The 12,490-nt window shown below is 36.9% G+C and carries 15 protein-coding genes; 11 read left to right on the top strand and 4 right to left on the bottom strand.

Going from position 1 to position 12,490, the window contains the following annotated elements:
• The 11 genes from A9Q93_RS12835 to A9Q93_RS12785 all read left to right on the top strand — a co-directional run.
• On the top strand, positions 1–642 hold a 642-nt coding region (locus A9Q93_RS12835; RefSeq protein ID WP_303687802.1), incomplete at its 5' end, for an HAD-IC family P-type ATPase.
• A 71-nt stretch (positions 643–713) separates the two neighbouring features.
• Entirely contained in the window at positions 714–914 is a 201-nt protein-coding gene (ccoS, locus tag A9Q93_RS12830) for a cbb3-type cytochrome oxidase assembly protein CcoS (protein ID WP_303687801.1), read from the top strand.
• A 2-nt stretch (positions 915–916) separates the two neighbouring features.
• Positions 917–3,121: a cytochrome-c oxidase, cbb3-type subunit I gene (ccoN, locus tag A9Q93_RS12825; protein ID WP_303687800.1), complete on the top strand. Its 2,205-nt coding sequence runs from the start codon at positions 917–919 to the stop codon at positions 3,119–3,121.
• 4 nt (positions 3,122–3,125) lie between these two features.
• On the top strand, positions 3,126–3,317 hold the full coding sequence (locus tag A9Q93_RS12820) for a CcoQ/FixQ family Cbb3-type cytochrome c oxidase assembly chaperone (protein ID WP_303687799.1): 192 nt from the start codon (positions 3,126–3,128) through the stop codon (positions 3,315–3,317).
• 2 nt (positions 3,318–3,319) lie between these two features.
• On the top strand, positions 3,320–4,300 hold the full coding sequence (locus A9Q93_RS12815) for a cbb3-type cytochrome c oxidase N-terminal domain-containing protein (protein ID WP_303687798.1): 981 nt from the start codon (positions 3,320–3,322) through the stop codon (positions 4,298–4,300).
• 6 nt (positions 4,301–4,306) lie between these two features.
• On the top strand, positions 4,307–4,606 hold the full coding sequence (locus A9Q93_RS12810) for a hypothetical protein (protein ID WP_303687797.1): 300 nt from the start codon (positions 4,307–4,309) through the stop codon (positions 4,604–4,606).
• A gap of 12 nt (positions 4,607–4,618) precedes the next feature.
• Complete coding sequence (ccoG, locus tag A9Q93_RS12805; protein WP_303687796.1) at positions 4,619–6,040, top strand: cytochrome c oxidase accessory protein CcoG; 1,422 nt, start codon at positions 4,619–4,621, stop codon at positions 6,038–6,040.
• Positions 6,041–6,118: 78 nt separating this feature from the next.
• Positions 6,119–6,256, top strand: coding sequence for a hypothetical protein (locus tag A9Q93_RS12800; RefSeq protein WP_303687795.1), 138 nt, complete (start codon positions 6,119–6,121; stop codon positions 6,254–6,256).
• Positions 6,253–6,699, top strand: coding sequence for a FixH family protein (locus tag A9Q93_RS12795; protein WP_303687794.1), 447 nt, complete (start codon positions 6,253–6,255; stop codon positions 6,697–6,699). Before A9Q93_RS12800 ends, A9Q93_RS12795 begins: the two co-directional genes overlap by 4 nt.
• A complete protein-coding gene (locus A9Q93_RS12790) occupies positions 6,699–7,406 on the top strand; it encodes a sulfite exporter TauE/SafE family protein (protein WP_303687793.1) in 708 nt (235 codons plus the stop codon). The genes A9Q93_RS12795 and A9Q93_RS12790 overlap by 1 nt, the downstream gene beginning before the upstream one ends.
• 24 nt (positions 7,407–7,430) lie before the next feature.
• On the top strand, positions 7,431–7,577 hold the full coding sequence (locus tag A9Q93_RS12785) for a hypothetical protein (RefSeq protein ID WP_303687792.1): 147 nt from the start codon (positions 7,431–7,433) through the stop codon (positions 7,575–7,577).
• Between the two features lie 116 nt (positions 7,578–7,693).
• Here the strand turns inward: A9Q93_RS12785 and hemN are convergent, their stop codons facing one another.
• The 4 genes from hemN to dnaB all read right to left on the bottom strand — a co-directional run.
• Positions 7,694–9,058, bottom strand: coding sequence for an oxygen-independent coproporphyrinogen III oxidase (hemN, locus tag A9Q93_RS12780; RefSeq protein ID WP_303687791.1), 1,365 nt, complete (start codon positions 9,056–9,058; stop codon positions 7,694–7,696).
• 5 nt (positions 9,059–9,063) lie between these two features.
• Positions 9,064–9,351 carry a hypothetical protein gene (locus tag A9Q93_RS12775; protein WP_303687790.1) on the bottom strand — a complete coding sequence of 96 codons (288 nt, stop codon included), beginning with the start codon at positions 9,349–9,351 and terminating at the stop codon, positions 9,064–9,066.
• Between the two features lie 394 nt (positions 9,352–9,745).
• Complete coding sequence (locus A9Q93_RS12770; RefSeq protein WP_303687789.1) at positions 9,746–11,008, bottom strand: asparagine synthetase B; 1,263 nt, start codon at positions 11,006–11,008, stop codon at positions 9,746–9,748.
• Positions 11,009–11,182: 174 nt separating this feature from the next.
• Positions 11,183–12,490: replicative DNA helicase (gene dnaB / locus A9Q93_RS12765; RefSeq protein WP_303687788.1), on the bottom strand; the 1,308-nt coding region annotated here is incomplete at its 5' end.

Below are 12,490 nucleotides of genomic sequence, written 5' to 3'. Positions count from 1 at the left end.
GGATCTCCTTCAAAGGGCGCTACTATTCATACTATGCAAAACACGGCAGTTCATGTATCCTCTAATAATGTATATAAAGGATGTTTTATATTCTACAATGAATATCGCAGTGGTGTTCAAGACGTGTTTAACCAGTTGAAGAAGTCTGTTAAAATTGCGATTCTATCTGGCGACAATGATGGTGAACGAGAACATCTGGCAAGTATTTTACCGGCAAACACTACGTTGCTTTTTAATCAAAAACCTGAAGACAAACTAGATTATATCAAAAATCAACAGCGTGCTGGTAAGACCGTACTCATGGTAGGTGACGGACTTAATGATGCTGGTGCACTGGCGCAAAGCGATGTAGGTATCACAATCTCTGAAAATATTAATGTGTTCTCTCCAGCATGTGACGGTATTCTAGACGCTTCCAGATTTAGCGATATAAGTACGTTTTTAACTGTTGCTCAACAAGGTTTAAAAACTATCAAATATGCGTTTATTTTCTCCTTCTTTTATAATATGATAGGACTAGGCTTTGCACTTACAGGAAATCTCAAGCCAGTAGTTGCTGCTATTTTAATGCCCTTAAGCTCCATAAGCATCGTGATCTTCACAACAGTGATTACCTATTTTTTACGTAGAAAATTGAAATAAAATGTAAAGCTGACAAAAGTCATCTTTTCCCTTACAGACAGATTCTAATTTTACCCAATAATTCAAACGGTATGAATATTATTTATATGCTTCTCGCAATAAGTGTTGTTGTAGCTCTACTATTTCTCGCAGCATTTATTTTCTCGGTAAAACTGGGACAATATGATGATACTTATACTCCATCAGTTAGAATGCTATTTGATGATGAATTGATAAAAGAAAACCCTAAAGAAAAACAACAATCGATTAATTTAAATCAACAACCTAAATAATTATGGAAGTACAAAAGTTTTATTACGATAATAAAATCGTAAGCAAATTTATCATCGCAACATTGTTTTGGGGTGTGATAGGTATGAGCGTTGGGCTTTTACTTGCGTACATGTACCTATTCCCTAACCTAACCGATGGAGTTTCCTGGTTAAGTTATGGTCGCTTAAGACCGTTACATACTAACGCAGTGATATTTGCCTTTGTAGGAAACGCTATATTTGCTGGTGTTTACTACTCTACACAGCGTCTTTTAAAAGCGCGTATGTGGAAAGACTGGTTGAGTAATCTCAATTTTTGGGGCTGGCAAGCCATTATTGTAGGTGCTGCAATTACATTGCCATTAGGTTACACAACTTCTAAAGAATATGCAGAGTTAGAGTGGCCTTTTGATATCGCTATTGCCTTAATTTGGGTAGCTTTTGGAGCAAATCTAATTGGTACAATACTTAAAAGAAGACAGCGTCACCTGTATGTGGCTATCTGGTTTTATCTAGCAACATTTGTTACCGTAGCTGTTCTACATATAGTAAACAGTATGGAGTTACCAGTAAGCGCTTTAAAAAGTTATTCTGCTTATGCTGGTGTACAAGATGCCTTAGTACAATGGTGGTACGGTCATAATGCAGTTGCCTTTTTCTTAACTACACCATTTTTAGGATTGATGTACTATTTTGTTCCTAAAGCGGCAAATAGACCAGTATATTCTTATAGACTTTCTATTGTTCACTTCTGGTCATTAATTTTTATTTACATCTGGGCTGGACCTCACCACTTGTTATACTCTGCTTTACCAGATTGGGCTCAAAATTTAGGTGTTGCTTTTTCTGTAATGTTAATCGCACCATCTTGGGGTGGAATGATCAATGGATTATTAACCTTAAGGGGCGCTTGGGATAAAGTACGTACAGATCCTGTTTTAAAATTTATGGTAGTAGCTATTACTGGTTATGGTATGGCAACATTTGAAGGACCTATGCTTTCTCTTAAAAATGTAAATGCCATTGCACACTTCAGTGACTGGATTATTGCACACGTGCACGTGGGAGCTCTTGCGTGGAACGGTTTCCTAACATTTGGTATGGTGTACTGGTTAGTTCCTAGACTGTTTAAAACAAAACTATGGTCTATTAAACTAGCAAATACTCATTTCTGGATAGGGACATTAGGTGTAATCCTATATGCATTACCTATGTATGTTGCTGGATTTGTACAAGCTTCTATGTGGAAACAATTTAATCCAGATGGTACGCTTACTTACGGTAACTTCTTAGAAACCGTAACTCAAATCATGCCTATGTACTGGATGAGAGCAATAGGTGGAAGTTTATTTATAGTAGGAGCTTTAATAGGTGTTTATAACATGATCATGACAGCACGTGCTGGTAGTAAAGTTACTGATGAACTTGCTGAAGCTGCAGCTTTATCAAATGTGACTAGTAAACGTACTGTAAAAGAAGGTTATCACACCTGGTTAGAAAGACGACCTGTAAAGCTTACCATTTTTGCTACCATCGCGATCCTTATAGGTGGAATGGTACAAATTATCCCTTCATTAATGGTGGATGACTATGTTCCCGTTATTTCTAGTGTTAAACCTTATACTCCATTAGAACTAGAAGGAAGAGATATCTATATACGTGAAGGTTGTGTAGGATGTCACTCTCAAATGATACGTCCTTTTAGGAGTGAAGTAGAGCGTTATGGAGAATACTCTAAAGCAGGAGAATATGTATATGACCATCCTTTTTTATGGGGCAGCAAACGTACCGGCCCAGATTTAATGCGCGTAGGAGGAAAATACAGTGATAACTGGCACATCAACCACTTTTATGATCCACAAAGTACTTCATCAGGTTCTATAATGCCTTCTTATAAATGGCTTATTAAAAATGAGCTCGATAAATCTGATACAGAAGCAAAAATGAATGCTATGATAAGTCTAGGCGTTCCATACACTCAAGAAGAAATTGATCGTGCACAAGAATCGATGACAGAGCAAGGAACTCAAATAGAAAAAAGTCTTTATAACGATCCTGACTTTGCAAAAACTTATGAAGCAGATAAGCAATATGCTCAAGAGAACAACTTGCCATTTGTAGAAATGCGCAATAGAGAGGTTGTGGCAATCATTTCCTACCTGCAAAGATTAGGTACCGATATCAAAGTCACAAATGCAGATGGATCAGTAACCAACTTAAACGAATAAGACGATGTTAAAATTTGTAAAAGGAAACCTAGAAAACATAGATGGCGTAGAGATCTACCCCATCATATCACTACTTATATTTTTCTTCTTTTTTACAGCGCTTTTCTGGTGGGTTTTCACTGCCAAAAAGAATCATATAGAAGAAGTAAGCAACATCCCACTAAGTGATGATGCTTTAACAAATAAAGACCACTAGACATGAATAATACAGCATCATTTATAAGAACAATTGCCTTTGCTGTTCTATCCTATTTTTTCTTTAATTGGATAGGCACTACCGAAGAGGCTACAGCATTTGAAAACTTGCCATGGCTTTGGGTAGTTTATGGTGTCATTATCTTGTTTTATATAGCAGGTGAAGCGAGCTTAGGAGCGCTAAGTAGAGTCCTATATGCAAGTCTCAAGCCTGAGGCAAGGGAAAAGTATGATGAGAATCTCGCTTTCGCGAAAGCGAACGAATTCAAATGGATCAAAAATATTTACAAGAAATCTCTAGGAAGCAAAGCCATAGAACAAGAACATGAGATCATACTCGATCATAATTATGATGGAATAAAAGAACTAGATAACAATTTACCGCCATGGTGGGTTTATATGTTCTATGCTACCATCCTATTTGCAGTCATTTATCTAGTAAGATTTGAAGTTTTTGATGATTATGATCAAGAACAAGAATATGAAACAGCAGTTGCAGCAGCTCAAATAGAGATTGATGAATGGAAAAAAACAGCCAAAAACCTTGTAGATGTGAACACAGTAGTATTGCTAACTGATGCAGCAGATATTAATGCTGGTAAAGCCATTTTTCAATCTAACTGCGTGGCATGTCATAAGGCCGATGGCGGCGGCGGGATAGGACCTAATCTTACTGATAGATACTGGATACTGGGTGGCGGCATTAAAAATGTCTTTAACACCATATCAGAAGGTGGTAGATCTGGTAAAGGTATGGTTGCATGGAAGCAAGATTTAAAACCTCTAGAAATGGCACAAGTAGCTAGCTATGTTTTAGGATTTGAAGGAACTACTCCTGCAGAGCCAAAAGCAGCTGAAGGTGAAATATGGACCGATCCTGATACACCTCAAGTAGAAGAGCAAATCAATGAGATTATTACAGACTCTCTAGATCATCCAGAGGTAGAAATAGAAGAGCTCAAAGTTGCACTAGATAATAATTAAGCAATCATGACACTCAACGAGATAGAACAAGCATCCATACACTCAGAATCTCCTATTATAAAAAATATTTTCCATGCAAATGGATCATCAGTAATTGCAATAGGTATGAAAAGTGGTGCAGTTCTCGATGAACATAAAGCTCCTTACAGAGCAAAGCTTATGGTTATAAAAGGAGAGATTGATTTTAATACTGAGACAGAAAGTAGAAGACTAGCTGTCTATGACAGTTATGACATACCACTTGATGTCACACATTCTGTCGAGGCTTATGAAGATGCACTTTTTCTTCTTATGCAAGAATCTTAAACGAGTATAAAAATGGCAGAGCAAGAAAAAGATAACTTTAGAGACACGATAGGAACGCTGGACAAAGAAGGACAGCGCGCATGGGTATATCCTAAAAAACCAGATGGCAAATGGTATGAATACCGCAAGTATGTAAGTTATATTTTACTTGCGTTTCTATTTGCTGCGCCGTTTATTAAAATTAACGGTAATCAGTTTTTAATGTTCAATGTATTAGAACGTAGGTTCAATATTTTTGGATTCCCATTCTGGCCGCAAGATTTCCATTTGTTTGTCATTATGATGATAACTGGAGTAGTTTTTGTCATCCTGTTTACAGTCGCATTTGGAAGACTATTTTGTGGATGGGTTTGCCCGCAAACCATATTTATGGAAATGGTTTTTAGACGTATTGAGTACTGGATCGATGGCGATCGAGGGAAACAAATACGTCTGGCAAAAATGCCTTGGAATGCAGAAAAAATTAGAAAGCGAGTGCTCAAATGGTTCATATTCTTTGTGATATCTTTCCTAATAGCAAACATTTTTCTCGCTTATTTAATTGGTAGCGATCAACTGTTGCGCTACATCACAGATGGACCTATAAAACAGCTCAGCACATTTATTTCTCTGCTCATATTTACCGGTGTTTTTTACTTCGTTTTTGCATGGTTTAGAGAGCAGGTTTGCATCATTGCCTGTCCATATGGTAGGCTTCAAGGTGTGTTACTGGACAATAAATCTATTATCGTTGCCTATGATCATAAAAGAGGTGAAAAAGAAGAAGGCCGCGCAAAATTTAAGAAAAATGAAGAGCGCGCCTTAACAGGAAAAGGAGATTGTATCGATTGCTCTGCTTGTGTAACGGTCTGTCCTACTGGAATAGACATCCGTAATGGAACGCAACTAGAATGTGTCAATTGTACTGCATGTATTGATGCGTGTGATAAAATGATGGAAGCTGTTAACCTACCCAAAGGATTAATACGTTACGCCAGTGAAGATAATATTGAGAAAAAAGAGAAATTTAAACTCACTCCTAGGCTTAAAGGATACATAGTCGTTTTAGGAATTTTAACCTCAGTTTTAATCGGGATGCTATTCTTACGTAATGATATAGAAGCTAATATATTAAGACTACCTGGCCAACTTTATGAACACAAAGGTGAATTTAACATCAGCAATGTCTACACCTATAAATTAGTCAATAAAACGGTAGATAACATTGAAAATATCGAGTTCAAATTACTTTCTCATAAAGGAACAATTCAACTGGTTTCTCAAGATAAATTTACTGTAGAAGGACAAGGCCTTTCAGAAGGAACCTTGTTTATAGAAATAGATTCTCGTGCTTTAAGTGGTGATAAAGATCGCGTAGAAATAGGAATTTATAGCGATGGTGATTTGATTGAGACTACTACAACAGCATTTCTAGGACCTCGTAGCTTTAATTAGCCACAAGATTCTAGTACGAGTTGAGGTGGTAGTTGTTGTTCCGCTTTCGCGAAAGCGAGATACTTAAAAAGGTTACATATGAAATCAAAAGAAAAAGACGATTGCTGCAACGGTTGCCAAAACGGACAACCTGGAAAAAATCCTTCTTGTCAAGCAAAATTGATGATAGAAGAATTAAATAGAAAAAAGGAACTTATTAAAAATACAACATCATGAAATGGAATTGGGGTAAAGGAATTGTGTTAGGTATGCTAGCATTCATGGGGTTTATACTATACATGGTGATTACCATGAGCGTAGATAAAAATTACAGTCACGATCTTGTAACTGAAGAATATTATGCTAAAGAAATGGTATATCAAACTGAAATAGATGCCGAGAAAAACTTAAATGGACTCAACGAGAAAATAAGCGGTCAAAAGACGGAAGATGGCTGGTTATTAAAATTCCCGACAGAGTTGACTAATGAAAACTCTACTGGTAAAATAGCGTTATACCGACCTTCTAACCAGAAATTGGATTTTGAAATACCTATGGATTTAACAAACTCTCAAGTAGTAATACCTAAAAAGAACCTTATCGATGGTCGATGGAATATCACCATAGACTTTCAATATGAAGGTAAAAACTATTTGTACAAAAAAGAAATAGTCTATTAATGTTATACGCTGCCATCATATTAGGATTATTGGGTAGTTTCCATTGTGTGGGAATGTGCGGTCCTATTGCATTTATGCTTCCTCTGGATCGTGTAAACCGGTGGAAGAGAACTTTACAATTAGTAAGCTATCATTTTGGCCGGATTCTCACCTATTCTTTGTTAGGTCTTTTGTTTGGGATCGCTGGTAATACCTTTCACTTTTTTGGAATACAGCAGCAACTATCCATTGCCATAGGGATTATCATGATCTTGACTATTATTACACCTACGCATATCACTAGTAAATACAGTCTTACAAGACCTATTTATAAACTGGTTAGTAAAGTGAAGAGTGCTTTAGGAGCTGAGCTTAAGAAGAAAGATCCAGAAACTTTTTTTATTATAGGTTTTCTTAATGGACTTCTTCCTTGCGGGCTGGTATATATGGCCGTTTTTGGAGCTATTGCTCTAGGTGAGCCATTGCAAAGTAGTTTATATATGGCGTTATTTGGTCTGGGAACAGTTCCCTTAATGACTACTGCCATCTATTTAGGTAATTTCTTAACAGGCAAAGTTAAACAACGTATTCTCAAAGCGGTACCGTATGTAGTAGTAGCTATAGGTATATTGTTTATTTTGAGAGGTTTGGGATTAAATATCCCATATCTATCTCCTTCAAATATGGTAACGGTGGAGCAAGTTTCATCACAATACGACTGTCATTAAAATCAACTTCTAAAATATAAAATTATGAATTTAACAACATCACTTCCTTTAGTAAATTGGGGCATGGGCGTTATAATAATAGGCGTGTTTGCAATAGTATGTATTGCAATGGCCTGGATCGTTTATAATATGGCAAACAGCGATAAAGGAAAAGCAAAAGACAGCGAGTAAACTTTATACTAAAAACTCCATAACTATTTACTCGAATCGAGTAAGAAAAAACCTCCATGAAAGCTGCGCTTTCAAGGAGGTTTTTTTTGTTGCCTTTAAATAGGTTATCACATTCTTTAAACGGTCATTGAAAACAACTGAGTCTCTGGCTTATTGCGTTGCAATCTTAAATCAAAAGGCAAACAAACATTTCTAACGTAAGGACGTCCTTTTTCTGTTACTAAGAGCTGATTACTTCTTATTTCTATTAGATCATCTTTTTCTAACTCAATAAGACTCAATAGCACGTCTGGTAATTCATTAAGGTATAGGTCATCATCTTGCCATGAAGTCTCAAACCTGCACATTAAGTTTAAAATATGTTTGCGTATAATTAAATCCTCTTCAGTTAATAAATGTCCTCGATAAACCGGTAACTCGCCTTTTTCTACTAGACTTTGATACTCATCAATGTTTTTTACGTTTTGGGCAAAACTGTACCAAGAATCGCTTATGGAAGATACTCCTAGCCCTATCATCACTTGGGTATTGCTAGAATTATACCCCATAAAATTGCGGTGTATAGTTCCGATTTGTTGGGCTTGATATAGAGAATCGGTTTTGAGCGCATAATGATCCATACCTATTTCTACATATCCAGCTTCATCAAGCAACCTCTTACCTATCTCGTATTGCTGTCTTTTTACCGCAGCAGTAGGAAGGTCTTCATCTTTAAAACCTCGTTGCCCATTTCCTTTAATCCATGGCACATGCGCATAGCTGTAAAATGCAATACGATCTGGTAAAAGCTCTATAGTACGCTCAATTGTGTGAACAACATTATCAATAGTCTGAAAGGGTAAACCATAAATAATATCATGCCCTACAGATGTATATCCAGCCTTTCTTGCATTATTTGTAGCAGCTTGCACCTTTTCAAAAGGTTGTACTCGATTAATGGCTATCTGTACCGATAAATTATAATCTTGAACTCCATAACAAACTCGATTAAAACCTAGTTGATGTAATGTTTCTAGATGCTCGAGCGTCGTATTGTTAGGATGCCCTTCAAAGCTAAACTCTACATCTTCAGCACGATCAGCTAATTTGAAAATCTCATTAATCAAATATTCTAAATTTGATGAAGAGAAAAACGTAGGTGTTCCTCCACCTAAGTGAATTTGCTTGATTCTAGGTTTGTCAGAAAAAAGTGCTACGTAAAGTCTGAGTTCTTTTATTACAGATTCTAGATAAGGAATTTCTACCTTATGATTTTTTGTAATGCGCTTATTACAACCACAAAATGTACACATACTTTCACAAAATGGTAGGTGAATGTAAAGGCTTATTCCTTCTTTGGTATTACTTTCCTTAAAACTCCTTTGAAGAGAATCTTTCCAGCTAGAAACAGAAAAGCTATCCTGATCCCAATAAGGAACTGTAGGATAGCTTGTATATCGTGGTCCAGCTACATTATATTTAGAAATGAGCGAGTCACACATATATTTTAAAATATAAAATTAAAAATCGCTAAAACAGTGCAAATACTCACACTTGCAATCACCGCTTTTAAAACTAGAGCAGGCTTTTGAACGGTTAAAATAGATGCAAGAACTGTGGTACAAGATATAACTACTGCAAAAATCTGAATGAAATGAAAAATACCACTACCATTCTGAAAAATAGACATAACTGTTAAACCACCTAGACAGGTACAAACGATAATCGCGGTAGAAGCATAAAGCATAAAATGTTCTTGCCAGTCTTTTTGTAATTTTAAATATGCAGTACTCATAACTTATTGTTTTAATTATTATGGTACAAATTTAGAAGTACATGCAAGCTTCAAACGATGACTTTTGTCAGCTATTGATTTTAATTTAAAAATGAGCTGTTGTTGATCTCGCTTTCGCGAAAGCGGGAATAAATACCCTATTCAAATTATAATTTGAAACTGCACGCTAAATAAATACAAATATTCAGGCTCAATAACATGAGTATCAAAGTCCCGCGCATTTGCATTGCATGAAACTTAGAGTCTGTTTGAACTCTATTCGCATTGCAAAAGCTTAGTAAAAACGCGCGCGACGCAATAACGCACAAGGAAATTGATATAAAAGCTTAAAACACAAATTTATTCAGTATCCAGTAAGCATTCTCGATTATTTTGGAGTTCTCGATCCCTTAAATCAAGTCTTCTGCTTTTTCTTTCTCGCGGCAGGAAACAATACATTATTTAAAATTAATCGGTATCCTGGCGAGTTAGGATGCAAGCTCAATTCTGTAGGTGGATCTCCTACTCTATGCTGGTAATCTTCTGGATCGTGACCGCCGTAGAAAGTAAAAAATCCTTTACCGCGTATGCCGTGAATGTATTTGGCTTCTTTGTTAGATCTATTCTCTCCTAAAACCAATACGTTTTTCTTTACCTCATCACGATCATAACTAGTCGTTTGTCCCATAAAACCTTTTACCAGACTGGTATGATTTTGATTGAGCATGGTAGGAATAGGATCCCATTTTGCGCTAAAATCCATCAACGAGAAGTAATCTAGTTCTCGTTTAATTTTACGCTTTGTGGTCATATCTATAGAACTAAATTCATACACCATCGGTGAGCGTTCTAGTGTATAATCTGTAAAGGCAAAAGTCTTAGAATAATCTATTTTATTCTGGTAACCAGGATCACTAGCATCACCATCAAACATAGGCTCTGCGATATCAACTCCTTCAGCACTTAGTGCGATGTCAAAACTATCTGTCGCGCTACACATCGCAAACATAAATCCTCCACCTACTACATAATCCCTAATCTTGAGCGCTACATCTCGTTTTGCCTCACTTACCTTACTGTAACCTAGTTTTTGCGCTAGTTCTTCGGCTTCTTTTTTTTCTTGAATGTACCACGGTGCTGCTCTAAAACTGCGGTAAAACTTACCATATTGTCCGGTGAAATCTTCATGATGCAGGTGCAACCAGTCGTATAGTAAAAGCTGGTCGGTAAGCACTTCCTCATCGTAAACTTTTGTATAAGGGATTTCGGCATAGGTGAGTACCATAGTAACCGCGTCGTCCCAAGGTAATTTTCCAGTAGGCGTGTAAACTGCAATTTTAGGTGCTTTTTCTAGCAATACTTCTTGCATATTTTGTGATGGACTGGCTACTAATTCTAGTATCGTACTTACTTCGCCTTCGGTCATTTCCTCAAAGCTCACGCCTCTCACGATCAATTCTTTCTTGATTTCTTCTACGTTAGGCAGGAGAAAGGAGCCACCGCGATAATTAAGCAACCACTTGACTTTGGTACCTTTTTCCAGCACCCAATAGGAGATTCCGTAGGCTTTTAAATGGTCTGCCTGAGTCTCGGCATCCATGGGTATGAATAAATATTGAGCTTGTGCAAATAGCCCACTTGCACAAAATAAGAGGAGTAAAATATATCTTTTAAACATTCTTTAGATTTATGGAGTTCTCGCTTTCGCGAAAGCGGAATTACAACCAACCGCTTTAATATACTAGCAATGCACTAATATAAGAATTGGGTGCGAGATGAGGAACAATAATCAAACCAAGTTTTCTATGAAAAACGAGTTCCAAAAATTTAAAGAAATGCTAAAAGCCGCTACTTAGAAAGGCATATCATCATTAGGAATTCCAAAAGCATCACCTGGATTTCCTGCTTTAGGAGTATCAAATGGATCTGGTTTATGCGTGTCGTCATTTGCTGCATTCATCTTTGAACCAAATTCTTCTGGAGTACCGAAAAACTGATCGAGATTATCAAACTTACCGAACTGTCCTAAGAACTTCAATCTTATAGAATCGGTCGCACCGTTACGGTGTTTTGCAACGATAAACTCACCTTGATTAGCGGTAGGGCTACGGTCGTCATCATCCCATTCTTCAAGACCATAATATTCTGGTCTATAGATAAATGAAACAATATCTGCATCTTGCTCAATCGCTCCAGATTCACGCAGGTCAGATAGTAAAGGTCGCTTAGATCCTCCACGAGATTCTACGGCACGAGATAACTGTGAAAGTGCGATAACTGGTACTTCAAGTTCTTTGGCAAGCGCTTTTAAGTTACGTGAGATAGTAGAAATTTCTTGTTCACGATTTCCACCTTTATTACCTGTTTGCGCGGTCATCAATTGCAAGTAATCAATCATAATTAACTTGATACCATACTGCGAGGCTAGTCGTCTACATTTTGCACGTAAGTCAAAAATCGATAGCGATGGCGTATCGTCTATAAAAATAGGAGCTTGTTCTAAGTCTTTTACTTTTACGTTAAGCTGCTCCCATTCATGTGGTTCTAATTTTCCAGTACGTAACTTTTCAGAACTTAATCCTGTCTCTGAAGAAATCAAACGAGTAATTAATTGAACTGAACTCATCTCAAGAGAGAAAAATGCCACTGGAGTATTACTTCCTACAGCGATATTACGAGCCATACTTAAAGTAAATGCCGTTTTTCCCATACCAGGACGTGCAGCAATGATAATTAAATCAGATGGTTGCCATCCACTCGTTAAACGGTCCAGATCTGTAAAGCCAGATGGTATTCCTGAAAGTCCATCACGGTTTGCAATTTCTTCAATACGTTCCTTTGCCTGGCGTACGAGATCCATCGCAGTTTCTGTACTTTTACGTATGTTACCTTGAGTAACTTCGTATAACTTAGATTCAGCCTTATCGAGTAGGTCAAAAACATCAGTAGATTCTTCATAAGAATCATTGATGATTTCAGTAGAAATTTTGATCAAACTGCGCTGAATAAACTTTTGCAAAATGATTCTTGCGTGAAATTCAATATGCGCTGTAGAACTTACTAATTGTGATAATTGAACTAAGTAATGGTCTCCACCAGAAGGTTCTAATTTCTCCATTTTACGCAATTGCGCGCTTACGGTTAATAAGTCTACTGGTTT

This window comes from Nonlabens dokdonensis (assembly GCF_002162835.1).
GTDB classification, from domain to species: Bacteria; Bacteroidota; Bacteroidia; order Flavobacteriales; family Flavobacteriaceae; genus Nonlabens; species Nonlabens dokdonensis_B.
The sequence above is the reverse complement of the archived record's forward strand: the minus strand, read 5'-3'. Positions and strand labels throughout refer to the sequence as shown.

What these genes read in the sequence shown, in the direction of transcription:
- A9Q93_RS12775 (WP_303687790.1), bottom strand. Translation starts at nt 9,351, where the DNA reads ATGAGTACTGCATATTTAAAATTACAAAAAGACTGGCAAGAACATTTT.
- ccoS (WP_303687801.1), top strand. Translation starts at nt 714, where the DNA reads ATGAATATTATTTATATGCTTCTCGCAATAAGTGTTGTTGTAGCTCTA.
- A9Q93_RS12770 (WP_303687789.1), bottom strand. Translation starts at nt 11,008, where the DNA reads ATGTTTAAAAGATATATTTTACTCCTCTTATTTTGTGCAAGTGGGCTA.
- A9Q93_RS12795 (WP_303687794.1), top strand. Translation starts at nt 6,253, where the DNA reads ATGAAATGGAATTGGGGTAAAGGAATTGTGTTAGGTATGCTAGCATTC.
- A9Q93_RS12790 (WP_303687793.1), top strand. Translation starts at nt 6,699, where the DNA reads ATGTTATACGCTGCCATCATATTAGGATTATTGGGTAGTTTCCATTGT.
- A9Q93_RS12800 (WP_303687795.1), top strand. Translation starts at nt 6,119, where the DNA reads ATGAAATCAAAAGAAAAAGACGATTGCTGCAACGGTTGCCAAAACGGA.
- A9Q93_RS12810 (WP_303687797.1), top strand. Translation starts at nt 4,307, where the DNA reads ATGACACTCAACGAGATAGAACAAGCATCCATACACTCAGAATCTCCT.
- ccoG (WP_303687796.1), top strand. Translation starts at nt 4,619, where the DNA reads ATGGCAGAGCAAGAAAAAGATAACTTTAGAGACACGATAGGAACGCTG.
- A9Q93_RS12815 (WP_303687798.1), top strand. Translation starts at nt 3,320, where the DNA reads ATGAATAATACAGCATCATTTATAAGAACAATTGCCTTTGCTGTTCTA.
- A9Q93_RS12785 (WP_303687792.1), top strand. Translation starts at nt 7,431, where the DNA reads ATGAATTTAACAACATCACTTCCTTTAGTAAATTGGGGCATGGGCGTT.
- ccoN (WP_303687800.1), top strand. Translation starts at nt 917, where the DNA reads ATGGAAGTACAAAAGTTTTATTACGATAATAAAATCGTAAGCAAATTT.
- hemN (WP_303687791.1), bottom strand. Translation starts at nt 9,058, where the DNA reads ATGTGTGACTCGCTCATTTCTAAATATAATGTAGCTGGACCACGATAT.
- A9Q93_RS12820 (WP_303687799.1), top strand. Translation starts at nt 3,126, where the DNA reads ATGTTAAAATTTGTAAAAGGAAACCTAGAAAACATAGATGGCGTAGAG.